The sequence below is a fragment of the Ruegeria halocynthiae genome, from assembly GCF_000743705.1.
Taxonomy (GTDB): Bacteria; Pseudomonadota; Alphaproteobacteria; order Rhodobacterales; family Rhodobacteraceae; genus Ruegeria; species Ruegeria halocynthiae_B.
On sequence record NZ_JQEZ01000001.1, the window covers coordinates 14,980 to 33,982 of the forward strand.

Sequence of the window (19,003 nt, forward strand, 5' to 3'; positions counted from 1 at the left end):
GAGGGCGTGGCGGATCGGAGGATCAGTGATGGAAACACCAAACTTACCTGCCATTCGTGCGCTTCGGCCTGCTTGGAACAAGGGCCGTATCGTCGGCCAGAAGCGTCCACTGAAACCAAAACATGTCTGGGCGATCAGGGTTCGCTTGGAGTTAGCCGAAAATCACCGAGACCTGGCGCTCTTCAACATGGCGATCGACAGCAAGCTTCGCGGTTGTGACCTCGTCCGGATGCAGGTTGTGGATGTCATGGCGTCCGGTCAGAACAAAGAACGCGCCTCAGTTCTGCAGAGCAAAACGCAAAAACCTGTTCGCTTCGAGATTTCTGAAGGTACTCGGGCGTCGGTCGCGAAATGGATGGAAGACCCGCTGATGGTCGGATCTGAGTTTCTTTGGCCCGGCCGATTTCACGAACGCCTCCATATCTCAACACGGCAGTATGCTCGGATCGTTCGGGATTGGGTCACTTCGATCGGGCTGGAAGCAACCGCCTATGGCACCCATTCCATGAGACGGACCAAGGTAACCCAAATATACAAGAAGACCGGCAACCTGCGTGCCGTTCAGCTCCTGCTTGGGCATACTAAGATGGACAGCACGGTCCGATATCTTGGCGTTGAACTCGAGGATGCACTCGCTATCGCCGAGGCGATTGAAATCTAGCGAGACGGGCCGCCTTCAGAGGCGGCCCAATCCGGACTCTTAGGGCCAATGCCGGATGCTGCAGTCGCAGCCCGCAATGCGGACATTCGCTTAGGCTAGAGCCACGCTCTCTTCGCGGCCCGATACCATCAACTCCATTCCGGGAACGGACCATCCTGAAAAAGGTAGGCGTACAGCCGCTGAAGGTAAGCGTAAAGTTCGTCGTCACTTCCAAACTCAATATCGACCTTTTCTTCATAATCTAAAACACTTAACTGTCGTGAGATAAGGACGTGCCTAAAGTTGCGCTTCAAGCGCTCAGACCACTCGGATTTTTCTGTGGTGATCTGTCGTAGTTTGACTGGATCATATGTGTTGCCTCCGCAATACAGCCCGATGTCAGACAGCCACGCCTCGGTTCTAAGATCTATGCGGGTCATCAGGTTCCCCCAATCGGAAATAAAGTGACCAGAACGGGCTCCCCATCTGGCGTAAGCTCATAGACAGCTTTTACCTGCCCACCATTAAAATCAATCGGAACGACTCCCTGCGGGTTGTTGAAACTCCCTAACCTTCTTACCCCTTCGACTGCGCTCGCATAGTCAGGGCCAAGGACATCCTCGATAGGCAAGACAACTTCAAATCTCGGTTGACTACGCCCGACCAGAGAGAATGCCGCATCTCTTGAAAACCGATACTCTGACGATCTACGAATAAACGCTTCAGCAGCAACGAAATCTGCTTCGCTGGTTATTCTTGTCGCTCTGCGGCTCAGGGGGTGAATGCCGCCGGTCACACCATCTGCCCTGCTTCCTGTCATCGGGTCGAAGCCACGCATTACCCGATCCTCCAGCATCTGGCGCGTCACTGCGCCTTCATGCCGTTGCGGCCCGTGCCCTTGAGTCTCCAGCTCTGCAAAGCGGCTCGCAACCAGCGCATCGACTTCGCGGCGGCGCGTGTCGATCATACCGTCCAACCGAGTGCGACCAGCCCGCAGGGCGTTCAGAGCCGCTGTTGGCCGCAGACGAGTGAGATTGATCCCGAGCTTTGCAGCACCCGCCGTGAAGGCCGTCCCACCCAGTAAAACCGACGCATCGAGGTAAGCCACGTCTTCATAGGCGCGCAGCAAGGCTTCTTCACTGGTCAGGTCGAGGCGGTATTCAAGGTCAAGCAAACGAAGCTCTGCGTGCTGCGCCTCGAAATAGGCAACCGCTTCCGCGGCGATCTGCTCAGCCGTTTCACGATCCAGCTCTACCAATCGCTCCAGCGCATCAAGGATATTCTGGCGCGCGGTCAGCCGTTCCTGTTCTTCCTCATCCGTGATGACACCGAACAGACGCCGATATCCGAGATAGGAAAAACGGAGCACATCGTAGATGCCAGTGACCGTGCCAACCAGCGCATCCTCACCGGCGCGTGCGAGACCTCTGCCTTGTGCATCCGATATGCGATCCGCCAGGTCCGGCGAAACCGGGCGACCTGTCAGAATGGTCTGTCCATTGAGAATGGCCGGTTCCGCATAGCACCGACAGTTGTGCGCTTCACCCGGCAACCCATCCGGAAAGCCGTGATCTCATGGAAATACACGGTCATCCCGCTCGGCATGGCTAGACCGGACCTTTGAATCGTCAGCAGATCGCCAGATGTAATGCGTGACGCCCGCTGCCCTTTGTCGCGCTTCGTTCAGTTCGTTCTCAAAGCGTCGCAGAAGCCAGGCTCGTGTCGCTGCGATGTCCACCTCAATGAGAGATGCTTTTCGGTTCTGTCACGGCCTTCACGTTCATAGATGGCAAGCGTCCCAAAAAGGCGAGCCTCAAATTCATCATAGAAACGCTGCTTCAAAGGCCCGGAATTATAGTCGTCGGCGTCGCCGAGACGGTCATCCAGAAATGCAGCATTGTCCGCATCGGCGCCTTCCAACAACTCCAGAAATCTCTGGAAATGCGGTTCCAGATTGAAGGATGCATCCTTCCGCTCAGGCGCTCGGTTCAGTCGATGTAGACTGACCGTAAATTCTGATTTGCCGCCAGACCGAAGGAAGCGGACAAAAGGTGTATCAAGCGCCATGGCCAGCCTCCCAACGAAGTTGGCTCGATCCTTCCAATTTACTATTAATTTTTTGGAAATGGACCGAACAGTGCGGCCTAAAGTAGCAATTCTAAGGAAATGAGCTTTTGATGGTAAGTTGCAGTGTCAGCGTTGGGTTGTCGTCTTGGGAGGGCATGGCGGATCGGAGGAATAGTCATGGAAACACCAAACCTACCGGCAATTCGCGCACTTCGTCCGGCTTGGAACAAGGGACGGATAGTCGGGCAGAAGCGACCGCTCAAGCCAAAGCACGTCTGGGCGATCCGAGTTCGGCTTGAACTGGCCGAAAACCATCGCGATCTCGCCCTGTTCAATATGGCAATCGACAGCAAACTTCGAGGCTGCGACCTAGTGAAAATGAAAGTTGTTGATGTCATGGCGTCTGGTCAGATCAAAGAACGCGCTTCCGTGCTGCAGAGCAAGACGCAGAAACCTGTGCGCTTTGAGATTTCCGAAGGAACACGCGCCTCTGTCGAGAAATGGATGGAGGATGAGCTCATGGTTGGCTCAGAGTACCTATGGCCAGGTCGCTTTCATGAACGTCTGCACATCTCCACCCGTCAATACGCGCGGATAGTTCGAGACTGGGTGACGTCGATTGGCCTTGAGGCGACTGCATACGGCACCCATTCGATGCGGCGGACCAAAGTGACGCAGATATACAAGAAGACTGGCAACCTGCGTGCTGTTCAGCTTTTGCTGGGTCATACCAAGATGGACAGCACCGTCCGATATCTGGGTGTCGAGCTCGAAGATGCTTTGGCTATCGCTGAAGCTATTGAAATCTAAACTTTTGGGCCGTTCGTAAGGACGGCCCAGAGTTGCCTTTTGTCTTGATAAGTCGCGCTGCGCTGCAGCTTTGCAAAAGTTGACGTTGGTTGCGAAGTGATACCCCACTTGCGAATTGCGCAGCACCTCCCGAAACTAAGTAGCCGACTCGACCCTGGCTAGATATTTTGGAACAAAATACAAGCATTTCGAGCAGACACATGAGAGCTTTCATATCTTACTCCCACCGAGATGCAGACGCGCTTGACCGCCTGCATGTTCATCTTGCGAACCTTCAGCGGGAAAGTCGGATCGAAACATGGTACGATCGCGATATTTTGGCGGGAGAGGTTTTAGACGATGAAATCAGTGATGAGTTTGAGGCGGCTGACCTCTTCCTACTATTGGTCAGCCCCGACTTCATCGCATCCAACTATTGTGTAGAACGAGAGATGCAACGCGCCTTGGAGCGGCATGAGGCGGGTGAGGCAAGAGTTATCACGATCATTGTGGAACCATGCGACTGGGCTGCAATGCCTCAGCTCCGACGGTTGAAAGCGGTGCCGAAAGACGGCCTGCCGATCTCGGAATGGACGAACGCGAATACGGCATATTTAGATGTCGTTCAGGAAATTCGACGGATAGTCGATGCAGGTGTATCGAGAAAAATCGATGCAATCGTCGATGAAGCGGCGCCAAAGTCACCACAACTAATCTCCCCCCACTACCGCGTTCAACGCGACTTCGACGAAATCGATCGCAGCGAATATCGCGACGCGGCATTCGCTACGATCAGGGACTATTTCAAACGGGCGATTGGCGAGATAGATGCGGTCGATGGGCTGCGGGGCCGATTTGTAGACCGAGGCGCGAATTCTTTTGGCAGCACCGTTGTTAATCGTGGCCGTCAGCATGGAACGGAGCATATCACAGTGCACTGCCGAAACGCGGGATTCGCGTTGGGAGACATTTACTTTTCTTTCAATGAGAACGCAGCGGACAATACGGCGAACGGCGGCTTCAACGTCTCGCCGGACGAATACGAACAATTCCTTGTCGCGACCATGTCCATGTTCGGCAATGATCCTGACCGCCTAAACCCTGAGCAAGCTGCAGAGTACTTGTGGAACCAGTTTATTGAGCAAGCGGGTATTAGCCATGCCTGAACGTGCTCGCTTTCGCTGCAACAATTGCGGTCACCGCTTCGAAACCGAAGTGCTCACCAACGACGAGAAACACGAGGCTCGCCGCGAGAATCGATCGACCAGAGCTGTGCATTGTCCCGAGTGCCACCGCACCGACATTCGACGGGGTTGGGATTAGCGGAATCGTCGAACACAGGAACTCTGGGACCGCTCACACCCGGTAACAACCTCATCAAAGATCAAGACAATCCCATGACGGGTCGTCTCCTCGCGCAGTGCGTTCAGGAACTCCGGGACAGGCGGGATCAGTCGCTGCAGTGGCTCGACAATGACACCCGCCAATTTGTCGGCATATTCTGCAATGATTTGCCGAGCAAAGGTGATGTCATTGAAGGGTGCCACGATTACGCCATCGCGTGTACTCTGCGGGATGCCTGCTGAATCTGGCACGGGCATCGGAAAGTTGGCGAGACTCTGGGGAGCCATACTCATCAATGCCTCGCCCGACATGCCGTGATATCCACCCTCAAACTTCAGGATCAGATCGCGACCCGTATGCGCGCGTGCCAGGCGCATGGCGTACATGTCAGCCTCTGATCCAGTTGAAACATAGCGCAATTGATCTGCACAGGGCACCGCATCGCAGATGACTTCCGCCAATTCGATACCCACGGCGTTTGAAGTAAAAAATGTCGCGCCGTCAGCCAGTTGGGCCTGCACAGCCTCCATGACTTCGGGATGATTATGCCCCACCAACATCGGACCCGAACCGATCAGGAAATCGATAAACTCATTTCCGTCCTCGTCCCAAACACGTGATCCACGTCCCTTTTTGAGAATAACTTTGGGATCATAGTTCCCAAACCCACCGGCGGGCAGCACCTTTTGTGCCCTTGCGCGCCACTCTTGCTGACTTGGCTGTGTCATGTGGTTCTCATGCAGTGCGTCTTTGGTCAAAGTTTCGGCTTGACCAGAGATGAAAAGCAATGAAGAAAATCAGGTAGTTTGGTGAATTTCTCTCAGGTTAAATGATGTCTGAAGGTCCTTTTCTTGATTTACGTCACCTCAAGATGATCCGTGCGATTGCGGAACATGGGCGAGTCAGCGATGCAGCAGAAGCCTTAGGGGTCACCCCATCGGCACTTTCGCATCGTATCAAAGAGGCCGAACGGCGTCTTGATCTGGTGCTGTTTACGCGCATACACAAGCGATTGCGCATGACCCCGGCGGCAGAATATCTGGCCGATGTGGCGGATCGGGTATTGTCCGAAATGGATCGTGCGGAACGCGATGTGCGACGGATGGACCGCGGAGTTGAACACGTCGTTCGCATCGCGGTTGAGGCTTACAGCTCGTATCACTGGCTGCCCGGATTTACCAAGTATCTGCAAACCCACCTGCCCGGTGTCGAGCTTCAGGTTATGGCAAGTGTCACCCGCGAACCGGTTCGCGCACTGACCAACCGACACGCGGACATAGTGGTGACATCAGGGGGTGCGACCCCGATCGGCACGCATCGGATTTCACTGTTCCGGGACGAGCTGATGTTCATCTTTCCGCCCTATCACCCGCTTGCCGGAAAGTCCTATGTTGAAGGGGACGACATCGAAGGTGAGGACTTTATCACTTACACGCTAACGCCAGAACCTGACCGCGAATTTGCCCGCCTCTTTCGCCCGTCAGACAGGTATCCGCGGTGGACGGCGATGGTGGAGATGCCTGAAGCCATCGTTGAGCTGGTCGCTGCCGGTCAGGGTAGCAGTGTCCTGGCAGGTTGGGCTGTGCGCCCTGCAATTAAAGCGGGGCGCATCATCGGCGCGCGGGTCGGCAAAGACGGTATTGAAGTGCCCTGGGGTGCGCTAATGCGCTCAGAAGATAAGCACACAGGGCCCATTCTGGATGTGGCCGAAGCCCTTGCCCAATGGTCATCGATCAATGGTGGTTTTGGCTAGGATCGCAATCTGTCGTTGCCCGGATCGTAGACATGGTACAAGTGGCGCGTGGCAGCACGCATCTCTGCGAACGCCTGAACGAAACAAGTCCCTCCCATTTCCAGCGTGCCGTTTTCCACGTACCCAAGCGCCAAAAGCTTCCCCGTTCGATATCCCATCGAGACGGAAGTAAGGTAACCAATGACCCGATCCTCTAGGATGATGGGGTCGGAGGGCAGCGGCTCAGGTCCCGGATCGTTGATTTCCAACCCTATGAAGGCCCAGTCGGCCTGTTGCTTTGCTTGTTGCACGACAGCAGCGCGGCCAGTGAAATCCGATTTGGCAATTTTGGCGAACCTGGATAAGCCTGCATCAAACAGCGTGTATTCAGTTCCAAAATCCGCGCCCCAGCCATGATACCCCTTTTCGATCCGCATCGCATTCAGCGCATAAGAGCCAAAGTTGCAGATGCCGTGCGCGGTACCTGCCTGCCAAATCGCATGATAGAGAAGTGTCAAATTGGTTGAGGCGACATGCAGCTCCCAGCCCAATTCCCCAACATAGCTCACACGCATTGCCGTGACGGGAACGCCCGCAATTTCGATTTCGGCGATACTCATCCATGGCGCGCTGGTCGCACTCAGGTCGGCCGACGTCAGCGATTGCAACAGATCGCGTGACTTTGGTCCCATCACCAGCAATGCGCCGTCATAAGAATAACCCTTGGTCAATGTGGCATCGGCATGACCGAGCGCGGCTGATAGCCAGTCAAAGTCGCGGTCAACGGCCAAAGTCGGGCCGCACAACAGGAGTTTGTCCTCAGCCAGCCGGGCAATTGTTGCTTCGGACCAGATATGGCCCTGCGGGGTCAACATATAAGACAGGCGCACGCGACCAACGGGGGGCAGCGTGCCGCAAACCACCCTGTCCAGGGCCTTGGCTGCTTCTGGCCCTTCTAGGGTAAACTTGGTGAAACCGCCGTGGTCCATAACGCCGACATGGTCGCGCACGGTCTCACATTCGACCCTTACCGCATCCTGCCAGGGTTCATGGCCGAAACTCAGGGCGTGGGCATCGCTTGCCTGATCGTGATTGAACCAAAAGGCGCGCTCCCAGCCGCCTATCTGGCCAAAGACAGCACCCTGCTGAGCCAGAAGTTCATAAAGTGGGGTTTGGTTGACGGGGCGACCGGAATCCATAATCCGGTGCGGATAAGGGATCGCGTATTGCAAGTCATAGTGCTCTGACGCGCGCGCAGAAGCGTAGTCTTGTGTAGCCCAAGAACCAAACCGGCGTGGGTCCCAAGCAGACAGATCCCATTCGGTCTCGCCTGCCGTCAGCCATTCGGCCATGGCTTTGCCAATCGCGGCGGAATGAGTGATGCCGATCTGCACACCTGTCGCGTGATAAAAATTGCGCGCACCCGCCGCTGGGCCAACCAGGGGCAACGCATCAGGCGCATAAGGGATCGGGCCATTGACGAAGTGCTGGGCCCCCGCTTCGGCAAGCAGCGGCACATGAGACGCCGCCGCCTCGAACACGGCCATCATCCCGTCGATGTCATCGGCAAAGAGCTGGTGGTCAAAGTCTTGCGGCACGCCGTCTTGCCAGACCGGGCGACCTTCGTGCGCGTAAGAGCCGAGCAGCAAGGCATTGCGTTCGCGACGCAGATAAAAGCGAATGTCAGGGTCCCGGATAAGGGGGAAGACGGCCGTGTCTTCGTCTAATGCAGCCAGCGGGCTTGTCACCATGTATTGGTGTTCCAGCGTGATCACAGGCACGTGCAGCCCTGCCATCGCCGCAATCCTTGCGCCGTTTGAGCCCGCAGCATTGATGACTGTGCCCGCAATAAGTGTGCCAGATGGTATCTCGACCTCCCATTCGCCAGATGGACGCTGATGCAACGCCGTGACGGGCGTGAACCGCCTCACCTCTGCTCCCATGGCGCGGGCATGTTTCGCCAAGGCCTGGGTCAACTGGCTTGGGTCGATGTCGCCCTCGTACGGGTCAAGAATACCGCCAAGGACAGTATCGTCTGCTTTCCAATAGGGATGCATCTGCTCAATCTCAGTAGGATCGAGCATCGCAAGATCAAAGCCTGCGGACCGCGAAACACCGCAAAGATGCTGAAAAAGCTGCATGCGTTCCGGCGTGTGCGCGGGCCAGATTGCCGAGGTGTGGCGATAGGTGATTGGCGCGTCAGGGTCTTTGGCAAGCTCTTTGTAAAGCCGCCACGCATAATTTCCCGCGCGCATGCCAAGCCATGAATTGGCATAGGTTGGGATATTGCCAGCAGCATGCCAGGTTGATCCGGCAGTCAGTTCGTTCTTTTCCAGCAGCACGGTATCGGTAATGCCCGCCTTGGCCAGATGATAGAGGATGGCTGCACCAACTGCGCCTCCACCAATGACGACAACCTGCGCATGGTTCCGCATTCAGTGCGCCTCCAGCAGTCTTCCAAAGCCACGGATCGGATCAGTGATTCCGACCGCGCGCAGCGTCTGCCAGTAGACAGCTGCATTGCAGGCCACGATAGGTTTGCGATGCTCCGCTTCAAGTTCGGCGATCATGGCCACCACCGGCAATGCGGTCCCGACTTGCAAAATGACGTCACACTCGGACGCAGCGACAGCAGCGAAGACCGCGCGAATGTCGTCTAAGGGGGTTTCGCAGATTGCGGGCAGTGACGGTGCCTCAGTACCTTTGATGGAAACCACTTCGAACCCGGCGCTTTCTGTGTTTGCTTTCACTACTGCATCCACTTCGGCGTTAAACGGTGTGACAATTCCAAGACGTTTTGCCCCCAGCGCGCGCAAGCCCTCGTAGTTCGCTTGAGAGGCCCCAAGCACCGGAACCCCAACCTGCCGTGAAACTTCTGCACAGCGCTTCACCAGCTTGTCCGGCCCGCCGGGGCCTGCATCTGTGGTCAACCCAACCGCAATTGCCAAAGGCGCGCAGTCCATCAATTTTTCGGCTTCATCCGGCAAATCGTCTGACACTGCATCGCCGCCCAATCGAAAACGCTGCATCTGATTGGTCACACCTGCCGGGCGCAACAACTCCAATTCTGGTTGCACCACAGTGTTCATTGCAGGCGTCATGACGCCAATCACCGCGCGGGGGGCGAGGGTATCAGCCATTTTGTGCCTCCTTGAGAAAGTCGTTCAATCCAGCCATACCGCCAATGTAGATCGCATCCCCGACGATCCTTTCCATCTCATTCGCGACGTCGGGGGCGCAGTCGAAATGGCTTTCCCAAATGCCCAAGGTCTGACCCGTGTGCGTGATGGGAATGAAACGATGGGTTGAGATATAGGCGCTCACCGGCAGCGGACATTCGATGATATCGTAGGTGTAAAAATGTTCTGCGTCAGAATGGGCCAGTAGGGTTTCGCGAAAGACCGTACCGTCCGGGATGTCGAGCCTTCGGATAGTGCCGGTGGCCGTTGCGGCCCCGTTTTCCAGCGTGGCAGCCGCCACCCCGGGGTTCCAATCCACCACACCGTCAAAGGCACGCACAGCAGCCCAGACCCGGTGGATTTCAACATCTATGATCATACTTCGAAATACGTGCATTGCGGCTCCTGTTATGGCTTCAGGCGAATAGGAAATTTTGCGCGGATACGGGCCTCTGCATCAGCACTCAGGTGCGTGGGCGGTGGTGCGGCGAGGATATCTGTTACGCGGTTGCGGGCTTGCTCCCAAATCGAGAGGCTGCCCGCGTCAACCCAGTCACTGACACTCTGGCGATCGGCAAGATTGGGGTAGTGATAGTCAGACTTCATGCGGTTCAGCGTTTCGCTTTCACCCAGATAATGCCCGTCATGGGTGACCACTCGTTCGACAGCTTCCAGATCAAGCGTAGCCTTACTCACTTCGATGCCTCTGATGGACCGCAGGATGGCACCACACATGTCATCATCAATCACCATCGCCTCGGGGCTGGCCACCATGATGGACCCAAGCATCCCTACAGAGAGGTTGATCATATCCGCCCCACCATGTCCGGCCAGTGCGACAGTGTAGCCTTTTTCATAACCCGCCTGCGCATCGACAAGTTTGGAATCCGTCATTCCCGCCGAGACCGTTGAAGGTAGGCCAACATGTGACAGAAGCTGTGCTGCGGCGGCATTTGCAATCGCAGCCTCTCCGCCACCACCACTCATTGCACCTGTACGCAGATCAGAAATGAACGGCATCAGTGCGTAAATGCAGGGCGCACTTCTTTGAATGTTGTCAACCACCACCATCCCTGCGAGGCATTCGGCTAACCCCTGCGCCAATGCCCCCGCCAAAGTGACCGGACTGGTCGCACCTGCTTGCCCTGCCGAGCATATCTGTGGGATCATACCCGCCCGCACGGCTTTCTCCAGCATCACTATGCCTTCAGCTGCATAGGTAAGAGGCGGGACCACATGGACAATGACAGCCATGCAGAACGGTCTGTCGCGGAAGGCGCCGGGACAACCAAGTGCGATGTCAAACATTTCAACAATCGGATCGATATGGTCTGGGGCGCAAAAGCTGATGCCAATCGGCTTTGTCGTCGCCTTAAGGCAAGCAAACGCGGTGTTGACGTCGAGCTCTAGGGGGTCGCTCAGATCTCGGGCCACGACAGGGCGCACGCCATAGTGGATGTTTGACGACGCATCCAACACACGCATCAGGTTGTACAAGTCGCTGAGCTGACTGTCCTGATAGTCCCCGGTCGCGGCATTGAGCACCTGAACCGCCGCTCCGCCGGTGCCGATGTGAACACGGCGACCTCCGATCTGCAAATCCCTGTCAGGTGTGAAACCCGGCAATGTGACGTGGCGAGGCACCCGTTCCAACGCGTTTCGAATCATGTCTTCTGAGAAACACAACCGCCCATCTGCGCGGTGCCACGCCCCTGTTTTCAATGCACGCTGAGTTGCCATCTCTGGCAGTCCCGCCATGCCCACTGTTGAAAGGATATCAAAAGCATGGGCGACAATGGCTGACAATTCGGACTGCGACAGCGGGCGCAGATCCCCACCAACGTGGAATACAGGTGACGCATCCAGATGAATACCGTCTGCCGTCTCGCGTTGCTTTCGTACCCGTCTTACCATCTGTGCACCTCATCGAGAGTATTAGAGCGCATATGGCTTGTGTAGAAAATTCAATAAAACGGCTGATATGGTGAGAGGGTTTCACCAATAGCAATACTGGATGATAGCCGCATCAAATGCCCAACCCGGGCGAAAAGTTAGACGGATAGGATCACATGTTTCCCATTCTCGAAAGAAAACACCGCTTTGATCGCCAAGCGCACTTGTCCCATAGTTAGGAAGGCCGACATTGGGTGGTAAGGGCCGTGAGTTCATAGCGACCGCAACGCTGTCGGCAGGTATGACTGTGTTGCATGGATCAGGACTGAGGCGAATATGCCCCTTACCCCATCACTTCAGACGACGCGCTCATACGCCGCACGACCGAGAGATGTCATGCGGTTGAGTGTCTTTGATGCAATCTTCGCTTCGGCTATCTGACGGTCAAAGTCACGTGCTTGCAGGCGACCGCCGATAACCTGTTTCCATCTGCCTATCTGGGCTTCAACTTGTGATCGTTGGTTGTATCCCGTCTCAGTTTGCCAGTTCATTCTACCATGTTCAGCGATGAAATCGATGTGGTGATTGCGCCGTGCATGCGCGCCGTGAACTACGTTCTTCGGAGGCGGTACTATGATCTCAACCCCGCGCCCGAACTCCTCTATCAGGCAGTCTGCCGCCCCTTGACCGTCATACGCACCATCTGCCAGAAACCGGTTCACATCAGCATCAACGTCAGTGAGCAATTCTGGCAGCGCCGTTTCATCACCCACATGCTCCGAGGTCAGCTTCGAGGCTACAATATCGCCAGTTTCCGGATCGAGCCCGATATGCAGCTTGCGCCAGGAAGACGTATTAGAAGGCACTGCGAAAGGTTGTTTCGCCACCCATGCAAGCAACTCATTTCAAGAATGAAAACCGGACTTTCGAGTAACAACAGGTCTGTATGGTGCGAGCGGTCGGACTCGAACCGACACGGAGGTTAATCCACAGGAACCTAAATCCAGCGCGTCTACCAATTTCGCCACGCTCGCATCCCCGGCTCATCGTGCCGGATTGGCGCGCTCAATAGCAAAGCTTGAAACGAAGCGCGAGAGGAAAAATTTGAGTCAGCAAAAGATTATTGAACCCAATCTCGCGGCCACGGCGCGTTCATCCCCCCTCAACAACGCGAGACACCGCGTCTGTTCCGTGGGAATCAGGTGCGTTCCTGACCCGTGACCTCACGCTCATTCCGAAACCCAGAAATGAGGCATAAGATTCATTCGAATTTTCTTTCAGAAAATCTGGCCAAAATTGCTCTCATTTCAAACACATCCGTTGCTCAATTGCAGGGAGCGGCGATCCCCTTTACGTTGAGCGGCACCGACAAGCACTGGCACATCAGAACGCTGCGGGCTTGGATTTTGAGGGTCGCGAAATCTTTGCCGCATGGGCGTAATCAGATTGCATGCAACCCACCTGCTTTTCAATATTGGGGGAAAATGTTTATAATTAGCACATTACGTTGGCAGACTCTTAGATCCGGCACTATCCGACTGCCCGGTACAATTGGCAGACCACAAGGCCAACTGAAACTTGTATCTAGAGGGTCGCCATCTTGAGTGACGCGATTTACGCCTTTTAGTTGTGTCGCGCCTAAAGCCCACACCACAATTGCGCCACATTTCAAACGCCAAAAAATCTTATTCACGTCAAAATAACACCGCCTTAACAGTAGTTGATGGGCCGCAGGAGTTAATGAGTCTTTTTCGCCCCCCGGGCGCCGTATGAGTTTTTCTGCTCAACTCCAGTACAAGGGCCTTAACCGTGACCAATTTGATGAACTCCGCAGTTGCCGAGCAAGACGCCATTGGACTTGCCCGCGAAAGCTTTCTTGGTGAGCTGAAAGCCCTGAACCGACACCATCCGGATACCGGATTTGGGGTCTCGTTGCGCACACATTCCGGGGGCCATTACCTGCTCGCGAATTCCCGGATGCCCCTGCCCGAGACCAAATCGGCCGGTTTCCCAACCGGACGACGCGTCGCCCGTCTTGAGAACAGCGATCGCTTCAGCTCAATCGAGGTGCTGGCTGATTCCCGAGCGTATGAGGAAATCTCACCCGGGGCCGAGGCTGCCATTCTGGGCAATGCCCTGAATCTGATCGCCCGCATCGACACTCTGACCAGTGCCTCGAACGACCACGACCAACCCAATATCGCCGCTACTGGAACCGGAGGCTGACCATGGCCCGCAACGACCATCTTCTGTCCGTAGGCAACGAGGCCCTGGCGCCGATGACGTCCGCCGTTGCGTCGCTGTCTGCACAGATAGACCAACTGACAGAGGTGGCGGATGCGCGATCCTCGGCGCGGCTTGCAACGCTCAAGACACGTATGGAGAATTTTACCGCCAGCGTCACGCTGGTTGGACAGGTCAAGGCTGGTAAATCCTCGATCGTGAACATTCTGGCCGGGCGCCCTGCCCTGCTGCCATCGGATGTTAACCCGTGGACCTCGGTGGTGACTACGCTGAACATCAACACCCGTACCGAAGGGGACAAAAGGGCCAAGTTCACCTTTTTCGAGCAGGAAGAATGGGACAATCTGATGGTCGGCGGCGGCCGTCTGGGCGAGCTGGCCAACCGGGCCGGGGCCGACGACGAAATGGACGATATCCGCCGCCAGATCGGCGAGATGAAAGCCAAGTCCGAGGAACGGCTGGGCCAGCATTTCGACCTGCTTTTGGGTCAAAGCCACCAGTATGATTATTTTGATGACGAGCTGATTCAGCGCTATGTCTGCCTGGGCGATCAGGACGATCCGGATATCAACCCCAAGACGGGGCGGTTTGCCGATGTGACGAAGTCGGCGGAACTGTACATGGACATTCCGCAATACCCGATCTCGCTGAAACTTTGCGACACCCCGGGTGTGAACGATACTTTCATGGTCCGCGAACAGATCACCCTGCGCAGCCTGCGCGGGTCCGAGGTCTGCGTCGTTGTTCTGGCTGCAAGTCAGGCCCTGACCACGATGGACATGGCGCTGATGCGGATCATTGCGCAGTTTGAAAACCGGCAGATCATCCTGTTCGTGAACCGGATTGACGAGCTGGCGGACCCGGTCAATCAGGTTCCCGAAATCCGTGACCGGATTCTGGGCACGCTGAAACAGAACAACATCGACGCCAATACCAGCGTTGTGTTCGGCAGCGCGCTTTGGGCAGAAGCGGCATTGACTGGCAATCCTGACATCCTGACAGACGAGTCGCGCCAGGCATTGAACACCTTCTATCTGGCCGCCGGTTTCGGGGATCAGGCCCCGTCGCTGGACAAAATCTGGGCGTTGTCTGGTTTGCCCGACCTGCTGCTGGCGATGAACGAACGTATCGCCGAAGGTGCCGGTGGGCGCTTGCTGGACAAGGTGCGGCACCGCGCCCGCAACATCGCCAGCCAAATTCGCGCGACGGCTGTGGCCAAGAACCTCTCGGACGGTGACGGGGTTATGCGGGATCTGGACGGGGTTTCACCTGAAGAGGCCGTCGCGACGGTCGCCCAGCAATATGAAAAGAAAGCGGCCGAGCTGACCTCATCCCTGCGGGACAAGGTGCTGGAACGGTTGAAAAGCGCCGAGACCAACTTTGTCAAACGCGCAACGGATTCGCTGATCGCGCATCTGGAACAGAACGGGGAACAAGGCACCTGGCAATACGACCCGGCCGGGCTGCGCACCTTGCAAAAAGCAGCCTATTTCAGCTTTGCACGGTCGATGCGCAAAGAAGCTGGCGCGCTTTACAGCACCGCCGCCACCGATGTTGAGGCGCTGTACCAAAAGCTGTTGGGCAACCATCTGGGCGAATTCAGCATCGAAGCACCCATTGTACCCCGGGTGCCGCCGCCATTGGGCATCGGGCGGACGATTGCGCTGGATTTGCAAAGCACCTGGTGGCGTCGTTGGTGGCAACGCCGCAAAGGATTCGAGGCTTACGCGGCCGATTACACCCGCCTGATTACATCCGAGGCGAACTCGATCACCAAGGATATCGAGGAAAACCAGATTGCGGCCGTTCTTGAGAATGTCCGGGCCAATCTGGCGGATTTCCTGCGCGAACAGCGCGAGACTCTGTTGAGCATTTCGGCCTCGGCCGAGCAGAATCCGGACCGCAATGCCGCCCTGATGGAGGGCATGAAGCCCAAGAAATCGCGTGACGATATTCTGGGTGACATCCTGAAAGATCTTAGTAACGAGGCAGCATAAGTAGCGATATGGCAAAAGATTCACAAACCCGCTTCGTCTCACCTAAGGCATGGGAACGCATCGAGCAGTGGTCCCGCCGCAAGCCCGTCTTTGCACTGATGGGGGAATTCAGCGCCGGTAAATCGACGCTGATGAACTTTCTGCTGCGCTCGCACGCGCTGCCGACTCAGGTGACTGCGACCCAGTTGCCACCGGTCTGGTTCAGTTGGGGCAAACAATCGGCTTTCGTGCAACGGCACGATGGCACCCGCGAAGATATCAGTCTGGATCAGCTTGAAACCGTCGGCGTCAACGACGCGCAGTTCATTCGCATCTTTCTGGAATCCGACATTCTGGAAGCCGTGGATCTGATCGACACCCCCGGCATTTCCGACCCCAAGATTTCGACCGATGTCTGGCGCCGCGCCGTCGGGCAGGCCAACGGTGTGTTATGGTGTACCCACGCGACCCAGGCCTGGCGCGAAACCGAGCGGGCGACATGGGTATCCCTGCCCGAACGGTTGCAGCACAATTCACTGCTGCTGGTCACCCGCGCAGACGCGTTGGGACCGAAAGACCGTCAAAAGGTCTTGCGCCGGGTCAATCGCGAAGCGGGTCACCTTTTCAATCGGTCGATCCTGTTTTCGGCCCGCGACGCGATCAATGCGCGTGACAAAAGCGGCGACGCCGAGCTTTGGGCGCGCAGTGGCGGCGGCAAGATGGTCGACAGTTTCCTTGAGATCACCGAACAGATCATGGACAACCGCGCGGATCAGCTGTCGCGGTATCAGATCGACAACAGCCTGGCCGAAGGGCCGCGCGTGCATCCGCTGCGCCCGAACGGGGTCACGGAAGAGGTCGAGACGGCACCCCCCCTCAAGCTGGTGAACCCGGTTCAGACCTCAGAGGATGAGGTCGTTACCAATTTCCCGGTCCGACCTGCCCGTGTCGAACCTCGTGCTGACGAGAACGAGCGGACCTCGCGTATTGATCCGGAAGAGGCCGAGCGTCTGCGCACCGAGATGGGCGCAAGTACCGAGCCCACAGAGCCAAGCGCAGAAACCGAAACGGGCGAAGATGATCTTCGCGCCTTTTTCCGCGACACGTCATCCAGCCAGCCCCTGAACCTGACAGAGCTGGCAGAGACACCGACGGAGGAAGAGGCGTTCGATCTGCTGGACGAGGAAGATTTTGAGGATGAGGAATCTGAGGACGGTGTAAGCCTGACCTCAGACGCTGATACAAATATCTTGGCAGAAGACCCGACCCCGGACGTTACCAACACGTTCCTGACGTCCCTGGAATCCAAGCTGGCTGAAACGCCCGAACAGGACGAATTGCCTGTTGACGCGCCCGAAGAACAGACTGCAGAAGTGAGCGTATCTTCGATCACCGCATTGCTGGCCGAACAGCCGCAGGTTGACGAGGATGAATTCGAACCGGAACCGGAAACCAGCAGTCTGGTGAACACGCAGGTTGTTCCGTTGGCCAATGGCACCACTTCGGGCGCCCCCGCCCAGCCTGAGAAAAACGGCGAAGCCCTTGAGGATCTGCTGAATGTGCCCGCTGGCACACCTCTGAGTGCAGCAGCCATGTGGCGCGAAATCACCGAAGACGCGGATCTGCCGCAGGATGCCGATGGTCTCAAGCGGGTGTTTCAGGCCTTCCTGACCGAGTTTGACCAAATCTCGGCCGAACACATCGCGCGTCAACCCAAGGGGCCAATGCGTTCGATGCCGAAAGCACCGGATAATGATGGGGCCGAACGGCATGTGTTGTAAAAGAAAGTTCGGGTAGAAAATGTCTATTCAAGCAGCGCTGAACACCGCGATGGAATCCATACCTGACTGCATTGCAGCCGGGTATGTGGATATGGAAACGGGGATGTTGCTGGGAACCAACATCACCGATCCCGATCACGCGGATGTTCTGGACAGTCTGGCCATAGCCGTGGCTAACCTGTTTCAGGGACGCGGGGTCAAAGCCTTTGAGGAATTGCTGCGCAAAGCCGGAACAGGGGATACGGAACATCCGGGGTTTGGGGAAATCGCCGTGTTTTCAAATGATCGGCTGAACATATTTCTGCGGCCCCGGGAATATCCCGATCATGTGGTTTGCTACATCTGTCGCAGCAGCGCCAATGTCGGGTTGGCGCTGGCGAAATCGCATCTCAACCTGGGGCCGGTCGCGGCCGCAGTTTGACAACGGGACCAAAGGGGGGTCACGGCATGATGGATACGAACATACTCGATATGCTCGATGACATCGGGCGTTCGTCGGTTGCCCGGCTTAGCCCGGGGGTCACAATTTCCGGCGATACTGCCCAAATGCGTCGCGAAAAGATTCTGCGCGCCATCCGTGGCACGATTCTGCCACGCCGGTTGGAATTTACCGCCGCCAACGGCGATTGCCTTGCGATCGAGGTCAACAGCTCTCGGGTGACGGATGTTTTCCGGGTTCGCTCGGGTGTAGCGCCGGATTTTGAAACCGAAACCCGTGCGGTGCTGGCGGAAAAGCTTGCTCAACTGGTGTCGGACATCGCATCCGCACCGGCACCGCTGGTCCTGATTTCGCTACAGCCCGACGCAGGGCTGGAAGCAGATGACGTGGGCGTCACCTTCAACGAGATCGCAAACGCCTGTGAAAACATCGAACTGCTGGCAGAGCCGGTCATCTCAGTGGTTTCGGACACCCCGGACCCTGTTGAGGAAACGACCCCAGACAGCACGCTGGCCAGCACGTTTTTCGACGGGGCGGAAAAGTTCGCCCTTGGACGCGTACACACCCACTGCGACGGCAATGACGCGCCCCGCTTGGATGGGGAATGCCAACAGGGTAAGCCGTTGTGCCCCGATCAGGATTTGCTGGGCCAATTGGCACGTGATCTTGCGGGTTGGGATGATGACGCGGCCACTGGGCTTGGCCATCCGCAATTGATTGTCATGCGTCCTTCGGGCGGAAAAGGGGATGCGGTGGCTATCCTTCACGATGGTGATCAATTCACATTGACTGTTCATGAGGCACGCAAACTGGGGGCTGTCGTGAACCTGTGGACCGCACTCTCGGGGTCGGGGGGATGATCGCGCCCAAAACATTCAATTTTTCGACTAATTCAATCCGTGATTACAAGTTACCAGGG

Annotated in this window: 18 protein-coding genes and 1 tRNA gene; 9 read left to right on the top strand and 10 right to left on the bottom strand. The window is 56.5% G+C overall.

Annotated elements, in window-relative coordinates; all coding sequences use genetic code 11:
* Positions 1–28: 28 nt before the first annotated feature.
* Positions 29–661: a tyrosine-type recombinase/integrase gene (locus tag JT51_RS00070; RefSeq protein WP_037306591.1), complete on the top strand. Its 633-nt coding sequence runs from the start codon at positions 29–31 to the stop codon at positions 659–661.
* Positions 662–789: 128 nt separating this feature from the next.
* Here the strand turns inward: JT51_RS00070 and JT51_RS00075 are convergent, their stop codons facing one another.
* The 3 genes from JT51_RS00075 to JT51_RS21690 form a co-directional block, all read right to left on the bottom strand.
* A complete protein-coding gene (locus JT51_RS00075) occupies positions 790–1,080 on the bottom strand; it encodes a hypothetical protein (protein ID WP_037306593.1) in 291 nt (96 codons plus the stop codon).
* Positions 1,080–2,192 (bottom strand): hypothetical protein, encoded by a 1,113-nt coding sequence (locus JT51_RS00080; protein ID WP_037306595.1) that lies wholly within the window; start codon positions 2,190–2,192, stop codon positions 1,080–1,082. Before JT51_RS00080 ends, JT51_RS00075 begins: the two co-directional genes overlap by 1 nt.
* A 131-nt stretch (positions 2,193–2,323) precedes the next feature.
* On the bottom strand, positions 2,324–2,707 hold the full coding sequence (locus JT51_RS21690; RefSeq protein WP_152563269.1) for a hypothetical protein: 384 nt from the start codon (positions 2,705–2,707) through the stop codon (positions 2,324–2,326).
* A gap of 177 nt (positions 2,708–2,884) precedes the next feature.
* Here JT51_RS21690 and JT51_RS00090 point away from each other — a divergent pair, with 177 nt between their 5' ends.
* Positions 2,885–3,517, top strand: a complete 633-nt coding sequence (locus JT51_RS00090; RefSeq protein ID WP_037306600.1) for a tyrosine-type recombinase/integrase — start codon at positions 2,885–2,887, stop codon at positions 3,515–3,517.
* Positions 3,518–3,717: 200 nt separating this feature from the next.
* Entirely contained in the window at positions 3,718–4,662 is a 945-nt protein-coding gene (locus tag JT51_RS00095) for a toll/interleukin-1 receptor domain-containing protein (protein WP_037306603.1), read from the top strand.
* A gap of 153 nt (positions 4,663–4,815) precedes the next feature.
* Here JT51_RS00095 and JT51_RS00100 read toward each other — a convergent pair whose 3' ends face one another.
* Positions 4,816–5,523: an aminotransferase class III-fold pyridoxal phosphate-dependent enzyme gene (locus JT51_RS00100; RefSeq protein ID WP_327284086.1), complete on the bottom strand. Its 708-nt coding sequence runs from the start codon at positions 5,521–5,523 to the stop codon at positions 4,816–4,818.
* A gap of 149 nt (positions 5,524–5,672) precedes the next feature.
* Between JT51_RS00100 and JT51_RS00105 the strand changes: the two genes are divergently transcribed.
* Positions 5,673–6,593, top strand: a complete 921-nt coding sequence (locus JT51_RS00105) for a LysR family transcriptional regulator (RefSeq protein ID WP_160175149.1) — start codon at positions 5,673–5,675, stop codon at positions 6,591–6,593.
* Here JT51_RS00105 and JT51_RS00110 read toward each other — a convergent pair.
* From JT51_RS00110 to JT51_RS00135, 6 genes are all read right to left on the bottom strand, one after another.
* Positions 6,590–9,007, bottom strand: a complete 2,418-nt coding sequence (locus JT51_RS00110; RefSeq protein WP_037306604.1) for a GcvT family protein — start codon at positions 9,005–9,007, stop codon at positions 6,590–6,592. The two genes, JT51_RS00105 and JT51_RS00110, sit on opposite strands and share 4 nt — an antisense overlap.
* Positions 9,008–9,712, bottom strand: a complete 705-nt coding sequence (locus tag JT51_RS00115) for a hypothetical protein (RefSeq protein ID WP_037306606.1) — start codon at positions 9,710–9,712, stop codon at positions 9,008–9,010.
* Complete coding sequence (locus JT51_RS00120; protein ID WP_081894565.1) at positions 9,705–10,148, bottom strand: SRPBCC family protein; 444 nt, start codon at positions 10,146–10,148, stop codon at positions 9,705–9,707. Before JT51_RS00120 ends, JT51_RS00115 begins: the two co-directional genes overlap by 8 nt.
* An 11-nt stretch (positions 10,149–10,159) precedes the next feature.
* Positions 10,160–11,665: a trimethylamine methyltransferase family protein gene (locus JT51_RS00125; protein WP_037306608.1), complete on the bottom strand. Its 1,506-nt coding sequence runs from the start codon at positions 11,663–11,665 to the stop codon at positions 10,160–10,162.
* Between the two features lie 335 nt (positions 11,666–12,000).
* The gene (locus JT51_RS00130) at positions 12,001–12,531 is read right to left on the bottom strand and encodes an IS5/IS1182 family transposase (RefSeq protein WP_051927367.1); all 531 of its coding nucleotides are present in this window, start codon (positions 12,529–12,531) and stop codon (positions 12,001–12,003) included.
* Between the two features lie 60 nt (positions 12,532–12,591).
* Positions 12,592–12,678, bottom strand: a tRNA-Leu gene (locus JT51_RS00135).
* Between the two features lie 787 nt (positions 12,679–13,465).
* On the opposite strand from JT51_RS00135, the gene JT51_RS00140 reads away from it, so the two are divergent.
* Genes JT51_RS00140 through JT51_RS00160 form a run of 5 tightly spaced genes read left to right on the top strand, consistent with a single transcriptional unit; the run spans position 13,466 to position 18,944 of the window.
* Entirely contained in the window at positions 13,466–13,870 is a 405-nt protein-coding gene (locus tag JT51_RS00140; RefSeq protein ID WP_235216091.1) for a hypothetical protein, read from the top strand.
* Positions 13,871–13,872: 2 nt separating this feature from the next.
* Positions 13,873–15,885 (top strand): dynamin family protein, encoded by a 2,013-nt coding sequence (locus JT51_RS00145; protein WP_037306613.1) that lies wholly within the window; start codon positions 13,873–13,875, stop codon positions 15,883–15,885.
* Positions 15,886–15,893: 8 nt separating this feature from the next.
* Positions 15,894–17,645: a dynamin family protein gene (locus JT51_RS00150; RefSeq protein ID WP_037306615.1), complete on the top strand. Its 1,752-nt coding sequence runs from the start codon at positions 15,894–15,896 to the stop codon at positions 17,643–17,645.
* Between the two features lie 19 nt (positions 17,646–17,664).
* Complete coding sequence (locus JT51_RS00155; protein ID WP_037306617.1) at positions 17,665–18,066, top strand: hypothetical protein; 402 nt, start codon at positions 17,665–17,667, stop codon at positions 18,064–18,066.
* 26 nt (positions 18,067–18,092) lie between these two features.
* Positions 18,093–18,944, top strand: coding sequence for a hypothetical protein (locus JT51_RS00160; RefSeq protein WP_037306618.1), 852 nt, complete (start codon positions 18,093–18,095; stop codon positions 18,942–18,944).
* The last annotated feature ends 59 nt before the right edge of the window (positions 18,945–19,003 follow it).

What these genes read in the sequence shown, in the direction of transcription:
- JT51_RS21690 (WP_152563269.1), bottom strand. Translation starts at nt 2,707, where the DNA reads ATGGCGCTTGATACACCTTTTGTCCGCTTCCTTCGGTCTGGCGGCAAA.
- JT51_RS00120 (WP_081894565.1), bottom strand. Translation starts at nt 10,148, where the DNA reads ATGCACGTATTTCGAAGTATGATCATAGATGTTGAAATCCACCGGGTC.
- JT51_RS00125 (WP_037306608.1), bottom strand. Translation starts at nt 11,665, where the DNA reads ATGGTAAGACGGGTACGAAAGCAACGCGAGACGGCAGACGGTATTCAT.
- JT51_RS00090 (WP_037306600.1), top strand. Translation starts at nt 2,885, where the DNA reads ATGGAAACACCAAACCTACCGGCAATTCGCGCACTTCGTCCGGCTTGG.
- JT51_RS00110 (WP_037306604.1), bottom strand. Translation starts at nt 9,007, where the DNA reads ATGCGGAACCATGCGCAGGTTGTCGTCATTGGTGGAGGCGCAGTTGGT.
- JT51_RS00145 (WP_037306613.1), top strand. Translation starts at nt 13,873, where the DNA reads ATGGCCCGCAACGACCATCTTCTGTCCGTAGGCAACGAGGCCCTGGCG.
- JT51_RS00160 (WP_037306618.1), top strand. Translation starts at nt 18,093, where the DNA reads ATGATGGATACGAACATACTCGATATGCTCGATGACATCGGGCGTTCG.
- JT51_RS00115 (WP_037306606.1), bottom strand. Translation starts at nt 9,712, where the DNA reads ATGGCTGATACCCTCGCCCCCCGCGCGGTGATTGGCGTCATGACGCCT.
- JT51_RS00155 (WP_037306617.1), top strand. Translation starts at nt 17,665, where the DNA reads ATGTCTATTCAAGCAGCGCTGAACACCGCGATGGAATCCATACCTGAC.
- JT51_RS00105 (WP_160175149.1), top strand. Translation starts at nt 5,673, where the DNA reads ATGTCTGAAGGTCCTTTTCTTGATTTACGTCACCTCAAGATGATCCGT.
- JT51_RS00150 (WP_037306615.1), top strand. Translation starts at nt 15,894, where the DNA reads ATGGCAAAAGATTCACAAACCCGCTTCGTCTCACCTAAGGCATGGGAA.
- JT51_RS00075 (WP_037306593.1), bottom strand. Translation starts at nt 1,080, where the DNA reads ATGACCCGCATAGATCTTAGAACCGAGGCGTGGCTGTCTGACATCGGG.
- JT51_RS00070 (WP_037306591.1), top strand. Translation starts at nt 29, where the DNA reads ATGGAAACACCAAACTTACCTGCCATTCGTGCGCTTCGGCCTGCTTGG.
- JT51_RS00140 (WP_235216091.1), top strand. Translation starts at nt 13,466, where the DNA reads ATGAACTCCGCAGTTGCCGAGCAAGACGCCATTGGACTTGCCCGCGAA.
- JT51_RS00095 (WP_037306603.1), top strand. Translation starts at nt 3,718, where the DNA reads ATGAGAGCTTTCATATCTTACTCCCACCGAGATGCAGACGCGCTTGAC.